Annotated in this window: 12 protein-coding genes; 6 read left to right on the plus strand and 6 right to left on the minus strand. The window is 66.0% G+C overall.

Annotated elements, in window-relative coordinates; translation table 11 throughout:
• Window positions 1-6: 6 nt before the first annotated feature.
• The 3 genes from ACP7BZ_RS21195 to ACP7BZ_RS21205 all read right to left on the minus strand — a co-directional run bounded on the left by ACP7BZ_RS21195 (window position 7) and on the right by ACP7BZ_RS21205 (window position 5,020).
• On the minus strand, window positions 7-1,614 hold the full coding sequence (locus tag ACP7BZ_RS21195; protein WP_426116867.1) for a M28 family peptidase: 1,608 nt from the start codon (window positions 1,612-1,614) through the stop codon (window positions 7-9).
• Between the two features lie 234 nt (window positions 1,615-1,848).
• Window positions 1,849-4,191 carry a M28 family peptidase gene (locus ACP7BZ_RS21200; protein ID WP_426116869.1) on the minus strand — a complete coding sequence of 781 codons (2,343 nt, stop codon included), beginning with the start codon at window positions 4,189-4,191 and terminating at the stop codon, window positions 1,849-1,851.
• Between the two features lie 166 nt (window positions 4,192-4,357).
• On the minus strand, window positions 4,358-5,020 hold the full coding sequence (locus ACP7BZ_RS21205; RefSeq protein WP_426116871.1) for an energy transducer TonB: 663 nt from the start codon (window positions 5,018-5,020) through the stop codon (window positions 4,358-4,360).
• A 361-nt stretch (window positions 5,021-5,381) separates the two neighbouring features.
• On the opposite strand from ACP7BZ_RS21205, the gene ACP7BZ_RS21210 reads away from it, so the two are divergent.
• The 4 genes from ACP7BZ_RS21210 to ACP7BZ_RS21225 are packed head-to-tail and all read left to right on the plus strand — an operon-like array spanning window position 5,382 to window position 10,189.
• Entirely contained in the window at window positions 5,382-6,020 is a 639-nt protein-coding gene (locus ACP7BZ_RS21210; RefSeq protein WP_426116873.1) for a response regulator transcription factor, read from the plus strand.
• Window positions 6,020-6,937, plus strand: a complete 918-nt coding sequence (locus tag ACP7BZ_RS21215; RefSeq protein WP_426116875.1) for a hypothetical protein — start codon at window positions 6,020-6,022, stop codon at window positions 6,935-6,937. The genes ACP7BZ_RS21210 and ACP7BZ_RS21215 overlap by 1 nt, the downstream gene beginning before the upstream one ends.
• Window positions 6,934-8,466 (plus strand): HAMP domain-containing sensor histidine kinase, encoded by a 1,533-nt coding sequence (locus ACP7BZ_RS21220; protein WP_426116877.1) that lies wholly within the window; start codon window positions 6,934-6,936, stop codon window positions 8,464-8,466. Before ACP7BZ_RS21215 ends, ACP7BZ_RS21220 begins: the two co-directional genes overlap by 4 nt.
• 31 nt (window positions 8,467-8,497) lie before the next feature.
• Window positions 8,498-10,189, plus strand: a complete 1,692-nt coding sequence (locus ACP7BZ_RS21225; RefSeq protein WP_426116879.1) for a M14 family zinc carboxypeptidase — start codon at window positions 8,498-8,500, stop codon at window positions 10,187-10,189.
• A gap of 72 nt (window positions 10,190-10,261) precedes the next feature.
• Here ACP7BZ_RS21225 and ACP7BZ_RS21230 read toward each other — a convergent pair whose 3' ends face one another.
• From ACP7BZ_RS21230 to ACP7BZ_RS21240, 3 genes are read right to left on the minus strand one after another with little or no spacing between them, the layout of a single operon-like run.
• Window positions 10,262-12,085, minus strand: a complete 1,824-nt coding sequence (locus ACP7BZ_RS21230) for a DUF885 domain-containing protein (RefSeq protein WP_426116881.1) — start codon at window positions 12,083-12,085, stop codon at window positions 10,262-10,264.
• A 22-nt stretch (window positions 12,086-12,107) separates the two neighbouring features.
• Window positions 12,108-13,259 carry a branched-chain amino acid ABC transporter substrate-binding protein gene (locus ACP7BZ_RS21235; protein ID WP_426116883.1) on the minus strand — a complete coding sequence of 384 codons (1,152 nt, stop codon included), beginning with the start codon at window positions 13,257-13,259 and terminating at the stop codon, window positions 12,108-12,110.
• 19 nt (window positions 13,260-13,278) lie between these two features.
• Window positions 13,279-13,767 carry an Lrp/AsnC family transcriptional regulator gene (locus ACP7BZ_RS21240; protein WP_426116885.1) on the minus strand — a complete coding sequence of 163 codons (489 nt, stop codon included), beginning with the start codon at window positions 13,765-13,767 and terminating at the stop codon, window positions 13,279-13,281.
• 145 nt (window positions 13,768-13,912) lie between these two features.
• Between ACP7BZ_RS21240 and ACP7BZ_RS21245 the strand changes: the two genes are divergently transcribed.
• Together ACP7BZ_RS21245 and ACP7BZ_RS21250 are read left to right on the plus strand one after the other, a co-directional pair.
• Window positions 13,913-15,469 carry an aminotransferase class V-fold PLP-dependent enzyme gene (locus tag ACP7BZ_RS21245; protein ID WP_426116887.1) on the plus strand — a complete coding sequence of 519 codons (1,557 nt, stop codon included), beginning with the start codon at window positions 13,913-13,915 and terminating at the stop codon, window positions 15,467-15,469.
• 163 nt (window positions 15,470-15,632) lie between these two features.
• Window positions 15,633-24,497, plus strand: a complete 8,865-nt coding sequence (locus ACP7BZ_RS21250) for a GH36-type glycosyl hydrolase domain-containing protein (protein ID WP_426116889.1) — start codon at window positions 15,633-15,635, stop codon at window positions 24,495-24,497.
• Window positions 24,498-24,612: the final 115 nt, after the last annotated feature.

Consider the following 24,612-nt stretch of genomic DNA (forward strand, 5'->3'; position numbering starts at 1 on the left):
ATGCGCTTAGTTTGATCCCGCCCTGACCCGGCCAAACGCATCGCCGGCCTTCCATGCCGGCATCTTGGCGGCATTCGCCACCATGCGGCCCAGGTTCAGGGTAAATTGCGCCTGCTGCACCATGCCCGACATATCCCAATTGGGATCGTATTCATCGGATACCTGGTGGTAGCGTTCGTCGCCATACGCCTTGCGGCGCGCGGTGGCAGCTTCGGCGTCCTTGACGTAATCGCTGCCGCCGCCGACGGAAAACGCCGGGATGCCCGCTTTGGCAAACGAGAAATGGTCGCTGCGGAAGTAGCCGCCCGATAAGTCGGGCTTCGGTACCGCCACCGTCAAGCCCATGGCCCTGGCGGTGGCTGCCGCCATCGCGCCCAGCTCGGTGCGCTCGCTGCCGCTGGTGCCCATGTCGCGCGTGCGGCCGACCCAGTTCAAGCTGTCGAGATTGAGATTGGCGGCCGTTTTGGCGACCGGCCACAGGGGCGCGCTGGCGTACGCGGCGCTACCCAATAATCCCTGCTCTTCGGCGGCCACCCACAAAAACATCTGGCTGCGGCGGGCAGGTGCCTTGACCGCTTCCTGCGCCATCGCCAGCAAGGCGGCCGAGCCGGATGCATTATCGACGGCGCCGTTATAAATATTGTCGCCGCCGGCGCCCTGTTTGCCCAGGTGATCCCAGTGGGCGCTATAAATCACCACTTCGTCCTTGAGCGTCGGATCGGTGCCGGGCACGATGCCGGCGACATTGAACTGTTCAATCATGCGCACGCTGGCAACGGCTTCACCGCGCACGCGGGCGCCCAGCGGCACCGGCTTGAAGGTGCTCGATTCGGCGGCGGCGCGCAGCATGTCGAGGTCGTGGCCGGCTGCCTTGCACAGCGCCTGTGCGGTGGCCTCGGTCATCCAGCCTTGCATGCCGCTACCGGGTGCGCCGGTGGCCAGCTGAAAGCGCTCGGCCATCCAGCTGTTTTGCACCACGCTCCAGCCGTACGAGGCCGATGCATCGGTGTGGATCAGCAGCACGCCGGCGGCGCCATGGCGGGCGGCTTCCTCGAATTTATAGGTCCAGCGGCCGTAGTAGGTCAGGCCCTTGCCATTAAAACGCTCCGGCTCGGCGGCGGTGGGCATCGGATCGTTGACCATCATCACCAGCACCTTGCCGCGCACATCCATACCCTTGTAGTCGTCCCACGCCAGTTCGGGCGCGCTGATGCCGTAGCCGACGAACACCAGTTCGGCATTCATCGGGTGCTGCGCCTTGGCGTCGCCAGGCGCCCACACCCAGTCGCGGCCGAACACCAGCGCCTGCGGCTTGCCGCCGACGTCGATGGCGACGTCGCTGTCGTCGGGCAGCGCCTTGACGCCGGCAATCTTGACGCTCTGGCGGAAGCTGGCGCCATTGGCGGGACGCAGGCCGAGTGCCATCGCTTGCGTTTCGAGGTAGCTGACGGTCAGGTCGGCGCCGCGCTGGCCGGTGCCGCGCCCTTCCAGCAAGTCGCTCGACAGAAATTGCAGGTGGGCGCGCAGGGGCGTCTCCTGGACCGTCGGCACAACAACCGCGGCAGCGGCCAGGCCGGTGGAAAGGACAGCAATCGAAAAAATCAGCGTGCGCATGGGTGCCTGCAAACAAAGGGTCAATGAAATACCAATAATCGTCTTGGCACTTAGAGCCTATGCCAGTCGTACGGAGCCGCCGTTAGCGCGCCCGACAAGCGGGGACTGCGTTGCTCGTCGTTGCATGGCGGGCCATGCCGCCTCCGCGCGCCTTGCCCGCGCTGGCCATGCATCGCTACCGGCTTTCCCCATCCTACTGGGATAGGCTGTTATTGTACCCGCCTGACTGTTCCCCTAACGGAAGACCAAACGATCCCTGGCGATGGTGGTCGCCGTCATCGGCGTCAGCGGTGGCGACAGACCCGGCGGCCGTGCCGCAGCCGCCTGCGCCGGCAGGCCGGGCGTGCGTTCATCGACGTCGATCTCTACCCGTTTATCAGGCTGCACATCGAAGGCAAATTCGAGGCGCTGGCCTTGCATGCCATACAGGTGCAGGGTATAGCTGGCGCTGCGCTGCTGCGACAGCAGGCGGCCGTTGACGCTGGTACGAAAAGCGTCGGCGCCGCGCACGCTCACATCGATCGCTGGCACCGATGGCTTGCTGTCGAGGCGAAAGCGCAGCTGGCGCCGGCTGCCGTCGTCGTTGTCGCTCAGCGCCGTCAGTGCGGGTACGGTGATGCCCGCGCGCGGCGCCAGCGCCAGCCACACGGGCCGGCTGTTGGCGCCGAACGCATCGACCTGCACGCGGGCGCTGGCACTGGCGGGGAAGAATGCGCGCGCCCAGGCGTCCATCGGCACATCGGGCATATGCGGCAGATGCGGCATCGCCGTCATCATCCAGTAAGCACGCCAGGTCGCCCCATCCTGCAGATACACCATGCGGTTCGGCTGCGGCAGCGGCGCGCTGCCGTACGGTGCGGCGGCGCCCGCCACGCCCAGGCAGGCCAGCCCCGCCAGCCCCAGCCCACGCACAATAAAACGGCGCTGCGCCGTCAGCAGCACGCTGGCCATCCCCAGCAGCAGCGCCAGCACCAGCATCGGCAGTTCGCTGTGCTCGGGCGAAGTGATCAAATACAGGTCCTTGAGCAGCGGGCCGATAATCAGCAGCGCCGGCAGCACGCCGGCGCCCAGCACGGCGACGCGGCCGCTGGCGGGCAGGCGGGCCGCCCGTGGCGCATACAGCAGGCCATACGCCAGCAGGGTGCCGATCAGCGGCCACACCAGCACGTAACTGGCCTGCGGTGTTTGCCAGCTCAGCACCAGCAGCAACACGCTGGCCGCCAGCAGCGGCCCGAGCGCCGCCGCTGCCTGCCCGATCACGCGGCGAAAGCCCCGCTGCAGCAGCACGAACAGGGCGCTACCGAGCGCGCTGTAGGCGCCGACGAACCACCAGTCGGCGCTGCCGGCGCCGTAGTGTTGGGCATCATAGCCACGGTGCAGCGACGGCAGCAAACCCCATACGAGGGCCGCGGCCAGCACCAGCACGGCGGCGATGGCGACAAAGCCGAGCGCGGCGTCGATGATCTCGCGCACGCTCACTTCGCCTCGCTGCACCGCCAGGCCACAGACGATCAGCAGCATCAGGCACGCCAGCCGGGTGAAGGTCCAGACGGCGTCGACGCCGTAACTGACCACGCCGACCAGCGGCAAAGTGAAATACAGGACTGGCGCCACGCCGCCACTGGCAGTCTGTGCAGACGCCGCTGCGCTCAAGGGCGCGCCATCGCCGAACTGGCGCGCCAGCGCCAGCATGGTCGCCGCCGTCTGCACCAGCGTGGCCGGCGCCAGCCGCGCCACGGTGTCGCGCGAACCGAGCCCGCCGCCATTGGCGCCGGCCACATTGGCCAGCTGCAGGCGGGCGCTGCCCAATGTGGCGAGCGCGCCCATCTGGATGCCGGGCAGCGTTTGATACAGCCCCTGCAGGGCGGCGGCGCCGTGCGCACCGCCGTCGAGCGCGCGCGTGGCCGTGGCCCAGCCGTGGACGGCAGCGGCGGCGCTGCCGCCGCTGGCGTGGACCAGCAGCGGCGCCCCTTCGCTGCCGGCACCGTCGAAGCGGACCACCAGGCCGATGCGTCCGGCCAGCGGGTGCGCGCTGGCGAACGCGCGCGAACCGAGGCCGCCGACCTGCTCGCCGTCAGCGAACAGCACGACGATGTCGTTGGCCACCGCCGGCATGCCGGTGAACAGGCGCAGCGCTTCGAGCAGCGCGGCGGTGGGCGCCGCGCTGGCGCCGGCGCCGACACTGCGGGCGCCGCTGTCGTAGGCAGTCGCCAGCAGCAGGGCAGGGCGGCTGGCGTGATCGGGCGCGCTGCCGGCAATCAGGACGACGACGTTATGGACCATGCCGAGCGCCACCTCGAGGTTGCGGCGGCGGTCGATGGTGTCGTGCTGCGCCAGCGCCGTTTGCACCTGCGGGGCCAGTCCCATCGCCGTGAGCTCACTGATGATGTGGGCACGCGCCTCGCCGTTGGCGGCACTGGCGATCGGGCGCGGCGCGCTGGCGAGGACCGCGACGTCGTGCATGGCGCGCGATAGCACGGGGGACGGCAGCGCTTTGTCGCTGCTAGCGACGTGGACGACGATGGCGCCCAGGGCGGCGAGGGCGAGCGCGAGTGCGATCCATAACTTGGTCAACATGTCGATCCTAGTGGGTTGAGAGGGCGCCGTCGAGGAGCGCGGGCCGAAAAAAAGCCGGCAGGGCCGGCAGGGCGGATATTCAAAATGGGGACATATACCTGCGGTGCCAGTGCCCCCTTCTGCAAGCGCCAGCAGCAGGGGGACTGGCGCTCACGCGAACGCCAAACTATTCCAGCGTCCACACATAAGCAATCTGCGCCCACCCGGGCTCGGCGACGCCGCCATTCATGGCCGGCTTGAAAGTACAGGTCGACAGCGCCGCAATGGCCGCGCGATCGAGCTCCCGCGAACCGCTCGACGACTTGATGCGCGAATCGCTCACGCGGCCGTTGGTGCCGACCAGCAGCGCCAGGGTCACCGTACCGCTTTCGTTGTTGCGCGCCGCCCGCACCGGATAGTTGGGCGTCGCGCAGCCGCTGGCGTCGGCCAGCGCGACGGTGCGCATCACGCCGCTGGTTGGCGCCGGCGCCACCGGACCGGGATCGGCCACCGCAGAGGTGGCCGGCTGCGGCGCCGTCTCGGTCGATACCACGGCGGCCGCCGCATCCGGCGGCGGCGGCTGCTGCACCGGCACTTCAACGGGCGGCGCGATTACCTGTGGCGGCGCCGTCTTCGGCATCGGCTTGGGCGGCTCTGGCGGCGGTGGCGGTGGTGGCGGCGCTTCCGGCGTGAACATGACGATCAGCTCTTCCGGCATTTTGGGCAAGGCCACCCCGCGGCTGTTGAGGGTGTGGATAAACAGCGCACCGATTGCTACGTGGAGGGCGGCGACAAGCGCCAGCTTGCTGAACTTGGTACCACCTTTTTCACTGAGATCGCTGAAATGCATGGTGTTCTCCTGATCGTCACGCCGGGTTGCGCAATGGTGTTGCGGCGCGCCGCGGCTGGTTGATGGAAGTAATATATGCTATTGCCTAGCAATTGAAAAGCACTTTGATAGTAATTTGATTGCGCTGTAATGAATATGCGCCAGCGCAGACGGGCGATAAGACCGAAAAACAGGCCAAAAAACAGGCCGAAAAGCCGCTGCGATGGCGGCATCCCTGTGTAAAATCATGGCATCGGCCAACAATTGCTTCCGTGCTCACGCACACTTAGCTACCAGCCAATGGTAAGCAGATGTAAGGTCATCCGTACCGCTCGGGGGAGATGCTGTGGAAGGTGTTACAAATTTAAGCGCAACAGGGTCCTTGCGGCCCATCCGCGTCATGCTGGCCGACGATCACCCGATCGTCATGACGGGCTTTGCCATGTCGCTGGCCGCCGTTGGCATGGATGTGGTGGGCCAGGCCAGAAGTCCCGAGGAAGCCGCCGCCATGTATGCCGAGCTCACTCCCGATGTGCTGGTGCTCGACATCCGCTTCGGTACCGAGCTGACGGGGCTGGACGCTGCCCGCTCGCTGCTGGCGGCCTACCCGGCGGCCAACATCGTGTTCCTCACCCAGTTCGACCAGGATAGCCTGATCAAGGAAGCCTACCGGCTGGGCGCGCGCGCCTTCGTCACCAAGGATTGCGACCCGGCCGACCTGGCCACCGCGGTGCGTCATGCGCATGAAGGGCGGCTGTATTTTTTGCCGCCGATCGCCGAGCGGCTGGCCAATCTGTCGGTGCGCGGCGACGTTTCGCCGCAATCGCAGCTCGACCAGCGCGGCCTGGAGATTTTCAAGCTGATGGCCGAAGGCTTGACCAATGCCGAAATCGCCGAGCGGCTCAACCTGTCGACCAAGACCATCAGCAATATCAGCCAGTCGGTCAAGGAAAAGCTGGGCGTGCACCGCCAGGCCTACATCACCCGGCTGGCCGTCAAGCACGGCCTGATCGAACCGTAGTGGCGATCTGGCGCCGGGCACCGCGGCTGGCGCTGGCGCTGGCGCTGGCATTATTGGCGGTGCTGCCGCCTGCCAGTGCCGCCAGCGCCGTCCGCGCGGTCAGCGGCTTTCGCTTCCACATCGTCACCGGCGACGACAGCGCGCAAACGCGCCACATCGCCGAAGATTTATACCGGCGCCTGGCGCCGCTGGCGGCCAGTTTTCGCACCGAGCTGGCGCAGCGCCGCCGCCTGGTCTATATCGCCATCGGCCCGGTGGCGCTGCGCGATGCGGCCGGCCGCCACGACGGCAGCGTCATCATCGCCGCATTCACCGCCAGCCAGGTGGTGCAGGCGGTGGCGGCGAAGGCGCCGGCCGGCACCATCAGCGCCGTCTATGCCGAGCCGGCGCCGGCCGACCAGCTGCGCCTGATCGCCCAGCTGTATGGCCGCGCGGTGACGGTGGCCGCCGTGCTGGGCGACGACACCCTGTACGTCAAGCCGCTGCTGCTGGCCACCCACAGCCCGATCGTCATCGAACAGATGACGGCGGCCGACGACATCAACCGCATCCTCAACCGCATCGCCGCCGCCGATGTGCTGCTGGCCATGCCCGACAGCGCCGTCTACAACACCGACACCATCCGCAACATCCTGCTGTCGACCTACCGCCACAAGCAGGGCGTGATTGGTTTTTCGGCCGACATGGTCAAGGCCGGCGCGCTGGCGACCACCTATTCCGAGATCGAAGACATCGACACCCAGGTGGTCGAGATGGCGCGCGCCTTTGCCAGCACCGGCACGCTGCCAGCGCCGCAGTTTCCCCGCTATTTTCGGACCACCATCAACGATGGCGTCGCCCGTTCGCTCGACCTCGACGTCAGCGCCGCCGCGCGCGCGCTGGCCCGCCGCGCTCCCGCAGCGAGCGCCACCCCATGAACCGCCGCCGCTTCTGGCAGGGCTGGAGCATTGGCACCCGCATGATTTTTATTACCATGCTGCCGGTGGCATTTCTGTTCTCGTCGTTTGTCTGGTACTCGTGGTATTCGCACCGTGCACAGGTCGATGAAGAGCTGGCCGAACGGGGCCGCATCCTGGCGCGCGCGCTGGCTGAAACGAGCGAATACAACGTCATCTCGGGCAACCTGTCCGACCTGCGCCTGACCATCAATGGCCTGGTGCAGTCGGACAAAAGCATCTATCGCATCGAAGTGCGCGACGCCGCTGACCGCCCGGCGATCAGCGTGACCAGCCAGTTTGCCCTGAAGGCCGAAGCGCGCTATTACGCCGCGCCCATCAAAAAGCAGGTCATCTGGGTCAACCTGTTCGCCGATAACGGTGCGCCGCACGTCTCGAGCCCCAGCGACACCAAGCCGCCCACGCAGCCGGCCGAAGTGGTGGGCGCGGTGCGGGTGACGATGTCGCCGACGAATATGCTGGCAACGCAGGCGCGCCGCTTCCAGATCGAGCTGGCGATCGCCGCGCTGGCGCTGTTGGTATCGGCGGCGTTTGCGCTGTTTTTGGCGAGGAGTCTGACCACGCCCCTGCGCGCGGCGATCGGCGCGCTGCGGCAGATTCGTGGCGGCGATTATCGGGTCAGCCTGCCGGTGTCGACCGGCGGCGAGATTGGCGAGCTGCAGGCATCGATTGGCGAGATGTCGGTGGCGCTCGATCAGTCCAAGCAGCAGCTGGAAAACAAGGTGGCCGCGCGCACGCGCGACCTCGAAGCGTCGCGCAACGATGCCTTGAAGGCCGACGCCGACAAGCGCAAGCTGATCGCCAAGGTCAATTCCATCGTCGAAGATGAACGCAAAAGCATTGCCATTGAAATCCACGACGAACTCAATGCCTCGCTGATAGCCGCGCGCCTGGAATCGCAATCGATCCTGCAGCTGGCCGAACAGGTCGAACGGGGTGCGGGCAGCCTCAGCGCCAGCGCCAGCGCCATCGCCATCGCCCAGATCAAACTTAAATCGGCCGCCATCACCCGCCTCACGCTCGACCTGTACGCCAGCGGCCGGCGGCTGGTGCGGCGCCTGCGGCCGGAAGTGCTCGACATGCTGGGTCTGCACGGCGCCGTCGAAGAAATGCTGCGCCATTACGACCGCGAGTCGGGCTGCCGCTTCACGTTTCACTCGGAAGGCGATTTTTCGGTACTCGGCAACGAGCTGGCCATCTCGGCTTACCGCATCGTCCAGGAAGCGCTGTCAAACGTCATCAAGCACGCCGGCGCCAGCCACGCCCAGGTGGCGCTGATGCTGTCGTCCGCCGAGTCGCGGCTGACCATCGAGGTGGCCGACAATGGCGGCGGTTTTGATGCCGCCACCGTCTCGGCGGGCATCGGCATCATCGGCATGCGCGAGCGCGTCCATGCGCTGGGCGGCAGCATCGCCTTCGAATCAAACCCCGACGAGGGCACGGTGGTGTCGATCACCTTGCCCCTGGCCGGGCCAACTGCTGTATCGTAATGCCACCGTCCTTTCTTTCATGAGCACTCCCATGCACAACAGTCTCCTCACGCCCTACGAGCAGGGCAACCACAACCAGACCACCAGCTGGGCCGATTGCATCGCCTGGTACCAGATGCTCGCGGCGCGCTTTCCCGGCGTGCTGCAGTTCGATCAAATTGGTGTCTCCGACATGGGCCTGCCGATGCACGCGGGCGTCGTCAGCGCCGACGGTATATTCGACCGCGACGCCATCAAGGCGGCCGGCCGCCCGGTCTTCTTCAACAACAACGGCATCCATCCCGGTGAGCCGGAAGGCATCGATGCCTGCATGGCGCTGGTGCGCGATTTTTGCGTCGAGCCGGCGCGGCTGGCGGCCCTCAAACACACGGTATTGCTGTTCATCCCGATCTATAACGTCGATGGCAGTGTCAATCGCAACGCCAGCTCGCGCGTCAACCAGGACGGCCCGGAATCGTTCGGCTTTCGCGGTAACAGCCGCCACCTTGACCTGAACCGCGATTTTGCCAAGTGCGACACCCGCGCCGCCCGCGTCTTCAATGAACACTTTACGTACTGGGATCCGGACGTCATGGTCGACACCCACACGTCGAACGGCGCCGACTACAGCTACACCATGACGCTCATTCACACCCAGGCCGACAAGCTCGGTGGCAGCCTCGGTCCCTTCCTCACCGACACCATGCTGCCGGCGATGTTTGCCGGGATGGCCGAGCGCGGCTGGCCTACCTGCCCGTATGTCAATCCGGTGCAGGACAGTCCCGACCACGGCATCGCCGAATTCCTCGAGACGCCGCGTTTTTCGACCGGCTACGCTGCGCTCCACCACACCATCGGCTTCATGCCGGAAACGCACATGCTCAAGAGCTTTGCGGCGCGCTACGATTCGATGCGTGCGCTGGTCGAGACGGCCCTGGCATTTACCGTTGCCCACGGCGCCACCATTGCCGCCCTGCGCCGGGTCGACCGCGCCAATCTGCGCAGCGCGCGCCGCCTGCCAGTGCACTGGGCGATGGATGCGTCGCGGCCATCGCAGTTTCGCTTCGAAGGTTACGCCGCCGTCTACAGTCCGAGTGTGCTGGGCGACTACACGCGGCTGTCGTACGACCGCTCGGCGCCGTGGGAACGCCAGATCGCCTATTACAACCGCTTCCCCGCCGATATCGAAGTGCCGGCGCCGAGCGCGTATATCGTGCCGCAGCAGTGGATCGAAGCGATCGAGCGCCTGCAGTGGAACGGGGTGCTGATGGAGCGCTTGAGTGCCGATGAAACGCGTGAACTCGACTACTATCACATCGCCGACGTCAGTTCGCGCGCGAATGCCTACGAAGGGCACATGTTCCATGACGAGGTCGTGCTCGAACGGCGCCGTGCGCCGCTGCAGCTGCGCGCCGGCGACTACCTGGTGCGGCTCGACCAGGACCAGGCCCGCTACGCCGTCGAGATGCTCGAACCGCAGGGGCACGACAGTTATTTTCGCTGGGGCCTGTTTAACAGCGTGCTGGAAAAGAAGGAAGCCTATTCAGACTACGTGTTCGAAGACCACGCCGCCGAACTGCTGCGCGACGAACCGGCCCTGCAAGTCAAGTTCGCCGCCTGGAAGCTGGCCAATCCGGCGCTGCTCGCTAACCAGAACGCCGTGCTCGATTTTATCTTTGCCCACTGCGAGCGCTATCGCGAACCGGAGTGGCGCCGCTACCCCGTGTTCATGGTCATGGACTAACGGTAAAATCGGGCGGCTGGGGGACTGGCACGCGCGCAGCGCGCTGCCTGTCTCCATTTTCGCCTTCCTGTTTTATTTGCTCGCCGCGATCCAGCGATCGACCTTCGCCTCCAGCAGCGACAGCGGCATGGTGCCATCCTTGAACACGATCTCGTGAAACTTCGGCAAACTGAATTTGTCGCCCAGTGCCGCCTGCGCGCGCTGGCGCAGTTCGACGATTTTCAGCGCGCCGATTTTATAGCCCAGCGCCTGGCCTGGCCACACCATGTAGCGCTCGACCTGGTTCTTCGCTTCCGCCTCCGTGTAGCCGAGGGTGTCGCGCATATATGCAATCGCCTGCTCGCGGCTCCAGCCCTGCTGGTGGATGCCGGTGTCGACCACCAGCCGCACGGCGCGCAGCATTTCGTCGTTGAGGTGGCCAAAATAATCTTCCGGCTTGTCGAACAGGCCCATCTCCTTGCCCAGCGTTTCGGCGTACAGCGCCCAGCCTTCGGTGAAGGCGTTGTTGCCGCCGAATTTTCGGTAGTTCGGCAGCCCCAGTTCCTGCAGCAGGGCGATATGAAAATGGTGGCCCGGCTGACCTTCGTGCAGGAACAGGGTGACCATGCCGGTGCTGCCGTACTGCTTCGGATCGTTCACCACCGACCAGAATACGCCCGGCCGTGAACCGTCGGCCGCGGGCGCCGAGTAGTGATCGGAAGCGCTCTCGCGGCTCAGTTCAGGCTCGAGCCGCAAGTCGAGCGGCGCCTTCGGCACCAGGGTGAACATCGCCGGCAGTTTCAGGCGCAACTGCGCGTCGAGCTGGCGATACACCGCGATCACCTGGGCTTCGCTGCTGAACGGTTTAAATTTGTCCTGCGCCGCCACCCAGTTCGGCAAACCATTGGCGGGGCCCGTGTAACCCATCTTCGGGCCAACCACGGCGAACTCGTTCTGGATGCGCGCCACTTCAGCCAGGCCAATTGCATGAATCTGCGCGGGCGTGAGGCTGGTGGTGGTCTGGCTGGCCACGCGCGCGCGGTACCAGTCGGCGCCCTGCGGCAGCGCGCCCCAGCCGGCACTGCTGCGCGCTGCTGGCAAATATTCGTGTTCGATGTAGGTCGACAGGCGCGTCAAGGCGGGCGTGAGTTTTTTGTCGATGGTGCTGCGGTAGGCGGCGCGCAGGGCCGCCTGGTCGGCAGCCGAAAAGCTGGCCGGGAAGTGGTTGACCGGCGTATAAAACACACTCTGTTCGGCGCTGGCGGCGAGCAGCTTGCGCAACTGCGGCGCGGCCGACACCATCGCCGCTTTGGGTTCGGTGATGCCGCGCCGGACCCCTTCGCGCATATTGGCGATGGCCTGGTCGGTCCACGCCGGCAATGCAGCGAGGCGCTTGAGGTAGGCGCGGTACTGGCGCACCGTGGTCAACGGCTGGGCGCTCTGGCCATTGGCGTAATTGGCCAGGGTGACGGGCACGCTGTCCATCTGCGTGATTGGCAGCAGGTGGGTGGGGAAGGCCTCGAAGCGCAGCTCGTTGGCCAGTTCGTAGGCGAGGATGTCGTAATTGATCTGCTGTTTTTCGTTGAGCGCACTGCGGTCAATGGCGCGCAGGCGCATTTGATAGGTGTGGTAGAGCGCGTACTGGCGCACACGCGCCTGCGGTGCGATCGACAGGCCGAGCTGGTCGTCGAAGCGGGCGTCGCCGCTCTCGGTGGCGTTGATCGGCTCAAAGCGGGCGAGGGCGTCGTAATAGGTGTCGGCCAGCCGGTCGAGGCGGGCGCTGGCAGTCGCTGGCGAGGTCGCGCCAGAAGTCGCGCCAGAAGTCGCGCCAGAAGCCGCGCCAGTGGTATTGCCGGCGTGCGCCGGCGTGAATATAAAAAGGGTGCTGATGGCAGCGGCGATCAAGCGTGTTTGCATAAGAACGACTTTCGATTCTCAATTAATTGGACAGGGCGACCAGGGCGCCATTTTTAAAGGTGTACATCGTCACCGTCGATGCCTTCAGGTTGCCGCTGGCATCGTAGCCGTAGCTGCCGACTACCCCCGCATGGGTCATGCTGCGCAGGGCGCTGCCGAGCACCGATGGATCGACCGAATTGGTGGCCGCCATGGCGGCGGCGATGAACATGGTCTGGTCGTAAAAGGCGGCGGCGTAGACGTCGGGGTTGTGCTTGAAGCGGGCCTGGTAGCGGGCCTGGAAGGCGGGGCCGGTTTTCTGTTTGTCGAGCACCGCGCCGGCTTGCGCGCACAGTACATTGTCGGCGACGGCGTCGCCACCGAGCTTGGCCATCTCGGGGCTGCACAGGGTGTCGCCACCGAGCAGTTTGGCGCGCAAGCCCAGCGATTTCATTTGCCGTGCCATCGGCGCTGCCTGCGGCGCATAGCCGCCGAAGAAAATCGCATCGACGCCCTTGGCCTTCAGGCGCGTGAGAATGGCGGTGAAGTCGCTCGCCTTGTCGGTGGTGAACTCCTGGCCGGCGATGGTGACGCCGGCCGCCTTGGCCTGGCGGCTAAATTCGGCGGCGATGCCCTGGCCAAAGGCGGTGCGGTCATCGATCACGCCGATGGTTTTGAGTTTTAATGTGCGGGCAGCGTAACTGGCCACCTGCGCGCCCACCTGGGCATCACTGGCGACGATGCGAAACACCAGTTGGTAGCCCGACTGGGTGATCTTCGGATTGGTGCCGACGGTCGACATCATGATGCCGGCATCGTTGTAGACGCGCGCAGCGGGCAGGGCGACGCCCGAATTGTAGGGGCCCAGCACCACGCCGACGCCGGCGTCGGCGAACTTCTGCGCCACCGCCACACCGGCCTTGGGGTCGCCCTGGTCGTCTTCCGACAGCAGCTCGAAGCGCACCTGCTTGCCGGCCACCTTGAAGAGCCGGCTATGTAATTCTTCGATGGCCAGGCGCACGCCGTTTTCATTGTCCTTGCCGGCGAAGGCGTTGGCGCCGGACAGGGGGCCGGACAGGCCGATCTTGATGGCCTGAAGGTCGGCGGCGCAGACCGGTGCGGGCAGGCAGAGGGCGCCGGCGGATGCGGCGAAGGCGGTGGCAAAGGCGGCGTTACAACGGCGCAGGTGGTTCATGACAGTCTCCTTGTGGGAATCAGGCGGGCAAATCGCGCGCGATCAGTTCGAGCGGCAGCGCCGTCGAATACTTGATCTGCTCCATGGAGAACGCCGACGACACCCCGGTCAGGTGCGCCGTCGAAGCGATCAGTTTTTTGTAAAAGCGGTCGTAGCCGCCGATATCGGTGGTGACCACCTTGAGCAAATAGTCGACGTCGCCGCTCATGCGGTGAAATTCCAGCACTTCGGGCAGGGCGACGACGGCGGCGGCAAAGCGCTGCAGCCATTTTTCGTCGTGCTCCGAGGTGCGCACGCTGACGAACACGGTGACCGGCAAACCCACCTTGTGGCGGTTGACCAGGGTCACCCGGCTTTCGATGTAGCCGTCTTCTTCGAGCCGCTTGACGCGCTTCCAGCACGGCGTGCTCGACAGGCCAACCTTCTCCGACAGGGCGGCAATCGACAGGGTGGCCTCGGACTGGAGCGCAGCCAAAATGGCGCAGTCAAACTTATCGAGATGACTCATTCTATATATATCTGATTTATGTAATGTTTATGCTGATATTTGGAATAAATCGACAAACTTTAGTACGTCTTTGATGCGCTGGCGACGTAATATAGTAAACAAAACAAGCCTTCCTGACTGTATTTAATTAACTTTTATTTTCACTATGACAAACGAAGTTTACCTCGACGCCAATGCCACCTCGCCGGCGCTGCCTGCCGCCGTGGCCGCCGCCGTCGATGCCATGCAAGCGCGCTTTGGCAATCCCAGCAGCAGCCATGGTGCCGGCCTGCGCGCGCGCGCCGTGCTCGACGCCACCCGCGCCTGCGCGCGCCGGGTCATCGGTGCCGGCGACGGCAGCGTAATCTTCACCAGCGGCGCCACCGAAGCGATCCAGACGGCGGTGCTGTCGGCCCTGTGCGCCGTGCGCCAGCGCCAGCTGGGCGGCGAAGCGGTCGGTGACCTGCTGCTGGTGGGCGCCACCGAGCACAAGGCGGTGGCCGAATGCCTGGCGCACTGGAACAATATTCTCGGTACCGGCTGTACCGTGCACCCGCTGGCGGTCGACGCCGACGGCCGCCACCGGCTCGAAGACTTGACGGCGCTGGCGCCGCGCGTGGCCCTGCTGTGCACCATGGCGGCCAATAACGAGACTGGCGTGGTGACCGACCTGGCCGCCATCGAAGCGCTGCTCGATGCCCACGCGCCGCAGGCCTTGTGGATGGTCGACTGCGTGCAGGCGTTGGGTAAGCTGCCGCTGCAGTTGGCCCGCACCCGCATCGATTACGCGCCGTTTTCCGGCCACAAGCTGTATGCACCGAAAGGCGTCGGCATGCTGTACGTGCGCAAGCAGGCGCCGTTCACCCCGTTGATGGTCGGTGGCGGCCAGGAGAGTGGTCTGCGCGCCGGCACCGAGAACATGGCCGGCATTGCCGCCTTCGGCGCCGTCCTGGCGGCACTCGAAGAAGGACTGTTTCGCCCTGCCGCCGAGCTGGCGCGGCTGCGCGAGCGGCTGGCGCACACGCTGCAGGCGAGCTTCCCCGGCCTGCACTTTAATGCGCCGTTTGACCACAGCCTGCCCACCACGCTCAATTTCAGCGTGCCGGGCGCCGCCTCGACCCTGCTACTGAATGTATTCGATGCCGCTGGCGTGTGTGTCAGCGGTGGCTCGGCCTGCTCGGCGGCCAAGGCCGCGCCCAGTCACGTGCTGCTGGCGATGGGAATCGACCATGCGCGCGCCGCCAGCGCCGTGCGGCTGTCGTTCAGCCCTACCGCCAGCGACGCGTTTATCGATGCCGCCTGCGCCCGCATCGCTCGCTGCGGCGCCGCTTTTGTTGGCCATCCGCAGCCGGCCAGCGCTGCCCCGCCGACCAAGACAGCGGCGGCCGACCATGGCGACCGTGGTGACCATGGCGTCGGCATCGACCCCGCCGGCCTCGGCGCCTTCCTGGCGCAGCACCCCGCAGCGCGGCTGGTCGACGTGCGCGAGGCGGTCGAACACGCCGCCGCCGCCATCGGCAGCTGGCATGGGCGCGCCGTCGCCAGTGTGCCTCTGTCGAGTCTGCCGCAGCAGCTGGCCGCCTGCCTGGACCAGCCCGAGCAGCCGCTGCTGCTGTTCTGTCGCAGCGGCAACCGCAGCCTGCTGGCCCTGCACATGCTGCGCGACGCTGGCCACAAAAACGTCTATCATCTACGCGGTGGCCTGGCGCTGGCACAACGCTGATCACGGGCTGGGCGGGCTATCTGTACGTTAGCGCACAGTCAACATTTTGCCCCTTGCGGTACCATGGCACCAGCCGTTCGCTCATGCTTTTCCGCTGTGAATGACCCGGTCGCGACTCGCCTGTTTTGGGCGGTTGGCAGCTCACGCCTAAGCGAGGTCACTGTTGAATCACGAATCTTTCACCCTTTCCGACACCCGTTTCCCTTGGCAAAACGGCGCCGCCAACAGTGTCGATGGCGGCGTCGCCGCTGACGAACTGCCGTTGCGCTCGGAGTTGTTCAGCGCCGCGCAGATGGCCGCGCACGGTGGCCATCTGGCCGCGCGCCACCAGCTGAGCAAAAAAGGCGGCCCCGATCGCCTGCTCAGCCGCTTGACGGAAAATGCCGAGGTGATCGCCGCCACCTGCGACGAACTGACCGCCGCCATCAAGGCGGGTCGCCAGATCACCCCCGCTTCCGAATGGCTGCTCGATAATTTTTATTTGATCGAAGAACAGATTCGCACGGCGCGCCGACACCTGCCCAAAAATTACAGCAAAGAGCTGCCGCGGCTAGCGAATGAAGATGCCGAAAACAATCCGCGCGTCTACCAGATTGCGCTGGAAATCATCGCCCACGGCGACGGCCGCGTCGATCCGGAAAGCCTGTCGCGCTTTGTCGATGCCTACCAGGAAATCGCCCCCTTAAAACTGGGCGAGCTGTGGGCGATCCCCATCATGCTGCGCCTGGCGCTGCTGGAAAACCTGCGCCGCGTGGCGGCGCGCGTGTATGACAACCGCAGCCAGCGCGATCGCGCCAACAGCTGGGCCGACCAGATGAGCGCGACGGCCGAAAAAACCCCGTCCGAGCTGATTTTACTGGTGGCCGACATGGCGCGCTCGCGCCAGCCGATGAGCAGCGGTTTCGTCGCCGAGCTGGCGCGCCGCCTGCAAGGCCAGAATTCGGCGCTGGCAGTGGCCCTGCAATGGGTCACCACCCGGCTGGCCGACGCCGGTTTGACCATCGAGCAGCAGATCCAGACCGAGATCCAGCAGCAGGCGGCCGACCAGGTCACCATCAGCAACAGCATCGGCAGCCTGCGTTTTCTGGGCACCATGGACTGGCGCGAATTCGTCGAAACCATGAGCGCGGTCGAATCGACCCTGCGGCTCGACCCCGCCGACACCTACGGCAAGATGGACTTTGCCACCCGCGACAATTATCGTCACGCCATCGAACGGCTGGCCAAGCGCGCCGGCATGGCCGAAACCGCGGTGGCGGCGACGGTACTGCAGATGGCGCAGACGGCGCATGACAGCGCCGCCCAGCAAGGTGGCGCTAGCGGCGACCTGCGCCGCAGCCACGTCGGCTATTACCTGATCGGCAATGCCTTGCCGCTGCTGGAAAAACGCCTGCAAACGCGCCAGCCGGTGGTCGAAGTACTCGACAAGGCGGGCCGCGCGGCGCCACTGGCAAGCTATCTGGGCGCCATCGGCGCGTTTACCGTGCTGTTCGCTGGCAGCGTCACCCTGTATGCCTGGCGCGGTGGTCTGGACGGCGTGCTGCTGGTGCTGCTGGCGCTGTTTGCCGCGATTGGCGCCAGCCAGCTGGCGCTGGCGCTGGTGAATTTTATGGCCACCCAGCTCACCCGCCCGCACCCCTTGCCGCGGATGGATTTCAAGGCCGGCCTGCCGGACCACGCGCACGCCATCGTGGTGGTGCCGACCATGCTCTACAGCCACGCCAATATCGCCAGCCTGGTCGAAGACCTGGAAGTGCGCTACCTGGCCAACCGCGATCCGGGCCTGCGCTTTTGCCTGCTGACCGACTTCGCCGACGCCGCCAGCGAAACCATGCCGAACGACGCCGACCTGCTGGCGCTCGCCGGCGCCGCCATCGAGCAGCTCAATGGCAAATACCGGCTCGAGCCGGCCGACAGTCCGCTCGGTGTGCCGATGCTCGACGGCGTCGCCGATCCCGGCCAGCCGATCACCCCGTTCCTGCTGCTGCACCGGCCGCGCCGCTGGAATGCGGCCGAACGGGCGTGGATGGGCCAGGAGCGAAAACGCGGCAAGCTGGGCGACTTCAACAGCTTCCTGCGCGGCGGCGCCCGCGAACGCTTTTCGCTGGTGGTGGGCGACACCTGCGGCCTCGAGACCGTCCGCTACGTCATCACCCTCGACACCGACACCCAGCTGCCGCGCGACGCCGCCCGCCAGTTCGTCGCCACCATGGCGCACCCGCTCAACCAGCCGCTGCTCAACAGCGCCGGCACCCGCGTGGTCGAAGGCTACGGCATCTTGCAGCCGCGCGTGACCGCTTCGCTACCGAGCGAAAACGCCTCGCGCTACGAGCGCCTGTGCGGCGGCGAACCGGGCATCGATCCCTACACGCGCACCGTCTCCGACGTCTACCAGGACGTGTTTTACGAAGGCTCGTTTGTCGGCAAGGGCATTTACGATGTCGACATGTTCGAGCATCTGCTGGCGCAGCGCTTCCCCGACAACCAGATTCTCAGCCACGATCTGTTGGAGGGCAATTACCTGCGCGCCGGCCTGCTGTCGGACGCCCAACTCTACGAAGCCTATCCGGCCCGCTACAGCGACGACGTCAAGCGCCGCCACCGCTGGATCCGCGGCGACTGGCAGCTGATCGGCTGGCTGTTGCCGAGCGTACCGGCTGCCCACGGCCGCGAAAAAAACCCGCTGTCGGCGCTGTCGCGCTGGAAGCTGTTCGACAATCTGCGCCGCAGCGTGGTGGCGCCGGTCCTCACGGCGCTGCTGCTCATCGCATGGGCGCTGCTGCCTTCGCCCGTGTTCTGGACCGGCGCGGTGCTGGCGGTGATTTTCCTGCCGACCTTTGTCAACGCCCTGTTTGGCCTGATCGAAAAGCCGCACGACATCGGCTGGAACCAGCATCTGCAATCGGGTTTGCCCAGCCTGCGCGCGATGTTCGGCCACGCCTTTTTGCAAACGGCATTTTTGCCGTATGAAGCATGGGTCAATACCGATGCCATCGCGCGCACCTGCTGGCGCATGGCGGTCTCGCGCCGTCGCCTGCTCGAGTGGCAACCATCGGCGCAGGCGCAGTCGTCGACCGCGCTCGACGCCAGCTGGCGCCGCATGTGGTTCGGCCCGGCCGCGGCCATCGGCGCCGCCCTGATGGTGTCGTTTGCCAACCCGCCGGCGCTGTTTGCTGCGGCCCCCGTGCTGCTGCTGTGGTTTTTGTCGCCGATCATCGCCTGGTGGATCAGCCTGCCCATGCCGCGCCGCCAGGCCCAGTTGCAAGCCGGGCAAACGGTCTTCCTGCAATCGCTCGGCCGCCGTACCTGGGGCTTTTTCGAAGACTTCGTCGGCGCCGCCGACAATTATCTGCCGCCCGATAACATGCAGGAGCACCCCACGCTGGCAGTGGCGCACCGCACCTCGCCGACCAATATCGGCATGTCGCTGCTGGCCAACCTGAGCGCCTACGATTTTGGTTTTGCCACCGCCGGCCAGGCCTTGACCCGGGTCGCCCGCACCTTCGACACCATGGACCGCATGGAGCGTCACCACGGCCATTTCTATAACTGGTACGACACCCAGAGCCTGGCGCCGCTGCTGCCCATGTATGTGTCGGCGGTCGACAGCGGCAACCTGGCCGGTCACCTGCTCACGCTGGCTCCCGGCATCAATGCGCTGGCCGACCAGCCGATCGCCAGCACCCGCTCGCTCGAGGGCGTCGCCATCACCCTGCGCCTGCTGCTCGAGGTGGCCGGTGACGCCCATGCCGCGCTGGGCGCCGCGCCGCTGGCCGGCACCCTGATCACCTCGAGCGCCAGCGCCGCCGCCGTCAGCGCCGCCAGTGCGGCCACCGCCAGCGCTGCCGTGGTGGTTGATGCCGTCAGCGCCATGCAAGCCTTGCTGGCCGACGGCCAGCGCCACCCGGATACCTTGCCGGGCCTGACCGACAGCTTCGTGCAGCTGGCCGATGCCGCCTGCGCGCTGTCGGCCAGCGTCGCCGCCGCCCCCGAGCACGACACCGTGCTGGCGGCGTGGTGCGAAAAGCTGGCGGTGCAGTGCCGCGCCGCCCGCGACGAGCTGTTCGAGCTGGCGCCGTGGATGCGCGCCGAAAAAGAATACGTCGTCGATTCGCGCCTGACGCGCATTCCCACCCTGCGTGAACTGGCCAATTTCAGCCTGGTGTCGGCCACCGTCAGCGATCTGGCGCCGGCCGAACGCACGCGCCAGCACGCGCTGACCCAGCTGGTGGCCGAAGGCAGTGTCTGCGCCCGCCGCAAGCTGGCCGACATCGCCGAACTGGCCGCACGCGCGCGCGCCTTCGCCCAGATGGAATTTGGCTTTCTCTACAACAGCACCACGAATCTGATGGCGATCGGTTACAACGTCTCCGACCGCCGCCTCGACGCCAGCTGCTACGACTTGCTGGCCTCGGAAGCGCGGCTGGCCAGTTTTGTCGGCATCGCCCAGGGCCAGTTCCCGCAGGAGCACTGGTTCGCCCTCGGCCGCCAGCTGTGCATCGTCGGCGGCGAACAGCTGCTGCTGTCGTGGAGCGGCTCGATGTTCGAGTACCTGATGCCGCTGCTGGTGATGCCGACCTATCCGGACACACTGCTCGACCAGACTTACCGCGCCATCATCAAGACGCAAATCGAATACGGCCGCCAGCGCGGTACGCCGTGGGGCATTTCCGAGTCGGGCTACAACACCGTCGACGCCAATTTGAACTACCAGTACCGCGCCTTTGGCGTGCCCGGCACCGGCATGAAGCGCGGCCTGGCCGACGACCTGGTGATCGCGCCGTATGCCACCATGATGGGCTTGATGGTCGACGCCGAAGCGGCCACCGACAACCTGCAGCGCATGGCCGCACTCGGTTTTATGGGCAATTACGGCTTTTACGAAGCCATCGATTACACCACCGCGCGCCTGCCGCGCGGCCAGGATTTCGCCGTGGTGCGCTCGTTCATGGCGCACCACCAGGGCATGGGCTTTCTGGCGCTCTCTTACCTGCTGCACGACCGCCCCATGCAAAAACGCTTCGACGCCGATCCGCTGTTCCAGGCCACCATGCTGGTGCTGCAGGAACGGGTGCCGAAAGCGGGCGCCTTCCAGTCGCACACGGCCGACCTGGCGGCAGTGCGCACGCCCAGCAGCGACTCGTCCATGCCGATGCGCATCATCGGCCAGACCAGCACGCCGCAGCCGGAAGTGCAGCTGCTCTCGAATGGCCGCTACCACGTGATGGTGACGTCGTCCGGCGGCAGCTACAGCCGCTGGAAAGACCTGGCCGTGACGCGCTGGCGCGAAGATGCCACCACCGACAACTGGGGCAATTTCTGCTACGTGCGCGACGTCGACAGCGGCGCCTTCTGGTCGACCACGTATCAGCCGACGCTGGTCGAGCCGAAAAAATACGAAGTGATTTTCTCCGAAGGGCGCGCCGAGTTCCGCCGCCAGGACCGTGGCCTCGAGCTGTACACGGAAATTGTCGTCTCGCCCGAGGACGACATCGAAATGCGGCGCACCCGCATCACCAACAAGAGCGCGCTGCGCCGCACCATCGAGGTGACCAGCTACGCCGAAGTGGTGATGGCGCCGGCCGCCGCCGACAATGCCCACCCGGCGTTTTCCAAGCTGTTCGTGCAGACCGAAATCCTGCGCAACGAAAACGCCATCCTGTGCACGCGCCGGCCCCGTTCGAAGGGCGAGCACATGCCGTATATGCTCAACCTGATGACGGTGCATGACGGCGTGCTGCTAGACGCCAGTTTCGAGACCAGCCGCGCCGATTTTATTGGCCGCGCCAACAGCACGGTGGCGCCATGCGCCATGCTCGAAGCTGGTGCGTTGAAAGGCGCCGAAGGCTCGGTGCTCGACCCCATCGTCGCCATCCGCTACATGCTGACCCTGCAACCGGACCAGCAAGTCATTCTCGACGTCGTCACCGGCATGACCGAAACGCGCGAAGCGGCCCTGCACCTGATCGACAAATACCAGGACCGCCACTTGGCCGACCGCGTGTTCGAACTGGCCTGGACCCACAGCCAGGTGGTGCTGCGCCAGCTCAATGCCACCGAGGCCGATGCCCAGCTCTACAGCCGGCTGGCCAGCGCCGTCATCTACCCGAACGCCAGCCTGCGCGCCGACCCGTCGGTGTTGATCCGCAATCACCGCGGCCAGTCCGGCCTGTGGGCGTACGCCATTTCCGGTGACCTGCCGATCGTCCTCATGCAGATCAATAACCCCGCCAACATCGACCTGGCGCGCCAGATGGTGCAGGCGCATGCCTACTGGCGCCTGAAGGGGCTGGTGGTCGATCTGGTCATCTGGTACGAAGACCAGTCGGGCTACCGGCAGGCGCTGCACGACCAGATCATGGGCTTGATCGCCTCCGGCATCGATGCCCAGGCGATCGACCGGCCGGGTGGCATCTTTGTGCGTCTGCTCGACCAGATCTCTCCCGAAGACCGCGTGCTGATGCAATCGGTGGCGCGTGCCATCCTGACTGACAGCAAAGGCACGCTGGCCGAGCAGATCAAGCGCGCCGCCGCCAGCTTCCCCAAGCTGCCGCCCGGCGTGTTCGACGCGCGCGGCGAGTCCTACGAGTTGCGTCCGGCGGCGCAGCTGCTGGCAGCAGCGCCGCCGCTGGCGCTGATCCTCGACAACGGCACCGGTGGCTTTACTGCCGATGGCAGCGAGTACGTCATCCACACCGACCACGCCAACCGCACTCCGGCGCCGTGGGTCAACGTGCTGGCCAACCCCAGCTTCGGCTCGGTGGTGTCGGAATCGGGCCAGGCCTATACCTGGAGCGAGAACGCCCACGAGTTTCGCCTGACGCCGTGGGACAACGACCCGGTGGCCGACAGCGGCGGCGAAGCGTTTTATATTCGCGACGAAGCGACCGGCACCTTCTGGTCGCCGACCGCGCTGCCGGTGCAAGGCAGCGGCAGTTTTACGACCCGCCACGGCTTCGGTTACAGCGTGTTCGAGCACCAGCGCGAAGCGATCCACTCAACGCTCACCACCTTCGTGGCGCTCGATGCCCCCATCAAGTATGCGGTCATCAAGCTGCGCAACGACAGCACCGTGCCGCGCAAGCTGTCGGTCACCGGTTACGTCGAATGGGTGCTCGGCGACCTGCGCTCGAAGTCGGCCATGCACGTGGTGACGGAGCAGGACCCGCAATCGGGCGCGCTGTTCGCCCGCAATGCCTACAACACCGAGTTTTCGGGCCGCGTCGGCTTCTTCCAGGTGGAGGCGCAAAACCGCACCGTCACCGCCGACCGCAATGAATTCGTCGGCCGCAACCGCAGCCTGGCGCGTCCCGCCGCCATGCTGCGCGCACGCCTGTCCGGCAAGCTGGGCGCCGCCCTCGACCCGTGCGCTGCCATCCAGGTGCAGCTCGAACTGCAGCCGGGCCAGGAGCGCGAACTGGTCTACATGCTGGGCGTGGGCGGACGGCGCAATGCCGACGCCAGTGGCCTGGTGCAGAAGTACCACGGCAGCGTGGCCGCCGCCGCCGCCTTTGAGCTGGTGCGCCAGCACTGGCAGCGCGTGCTCGGTGCGGTGCGCATCGCAACGCCGGAGCCGCAGCTCGACGTCCTCGCCAATGGCTGGCTGATGTACCAGACCATCGCCTGCCGCATGTGGGCGCGCAGCGGCTATTACCAGTCGGGCGGCGCGTTCGGTTTCCGCGACCAGCTGCAGGACGCCATGGCGATGATCCATACCCAGCCGCACATCCTGCGCGAGCACCTGATCCTGTGCGCGGCGCACCAGTTCGTCGAAGGCGACGTCCAGCACTGGTGGCATCCGCCCACTGACCGCGGGGTGCGCACCCATTGTTCGGACGATTATCTGTGGCTGCCACTGGCAGCGCACCGCTACGTCACCAGCACTGGCGATACGGGCGTGCTGGACCAGCAGGCGCCGTTCCTCGAAGGGCGCATGCTGGCGCAGGACGAAGAATCGTATTACGACATGTTCGGCCACACCCATCAAACGGCCAGCCTGTACGAGCACTGCGTGCGGGCGATCCGCCGCGGCCTGCGCTTCGGCGAGCATGGTTTGCCGCTGATCGGCACCTGCGACTGGAACGATGGCATGGACCGCGTCGGCAACGAGGGCAGGGGCGAATCGGTGTGGCTGGCCTGGTTCCTGTTCGATGTGCTCACCAAGTTCGCCCACGTGGCTGACCTGCGCGGTGACGCCGTGTTTGCCGAGAGCTGCCGCGCAGAAGCGAAGCAGCTGGCCGCCAACGTCGAGCAGCATGCCTGGGACGGTCAATGGTACCGGCGCGCCTATTTCGACGATGGCACGCCACTCGGATCGCACACCAACGACGAATGCCAGATCGATTCGATCTCGCAAAGCTGGGGCGTGCTGTCGGGCGCGGCCGATCCGGCGCGCGTGGTCAGCGCCATGGCGCAGGTCGACGCCCGCCTGGTGCGGCGCCACTATGGCCTGGTGCAGCTGCTCGATCCACCGTTCGACAAGGGCGTGCTCAATCCCGGCTATATCCGCGGCTACGTGCCGGGGGTGCGCGAAAATGGTGGCCAGTACACCCATGCCGCCATCTGGACCGCGATGGCGTTCGCCAAGATGGGTGACAGCGACAAGGCATGGGAGCTGCTGCGCATGATCAACCCGGTCCAGCATGGCAGCAGCGCCGCCAGCGCGGCACTCTACAAGGTCGAGCCTTACGTGGTGGCCGCCGACGTCTATGCCGTCGCCCCGCATATCGGCCGCGGCGGCTGGAGCTGGTACACGGGATCGTCGGGCTGGATGTACCGCCTGATGATCGAATCGCTGCTGGGCCTCGACCTGGCCATCGACAAGCTGACGGTGGCGCCATCGCTGCCGGCCGAATGGGATGGCTTTAGCATGCATTATCAGTACCGTACGGCCAGCTATGCCATCGCCGTCAGCAGCGGGCCGCAGGCCAGCCTGACGGTCGATGGCCGGCAGGTCGATGGCAATGTGATCACGCTGGTCGATGATGGCGGGACGCATGCGGTGACGCTGGTGGTGGCCAAACCATAGAAAACGCAGTAGGCTGCCGTACTGCGCGGTTAAGCAAGACGGGGACAGGCGACTGCGCCCCAGTCCCCGCTGCGGCCAGCGCAAGTATCCCCCTTAAGCCGGCGCAAGCCGCCAT

It is taken from the genome of Massilia sp. PWRC2 (assembly GCF_049896725.1).
Lineage (GTDB): Bacteria > Pseudomonadota > Gammaproteobacteria > Burkholderiales > Burkholderiaceae_D > JAFCUW01.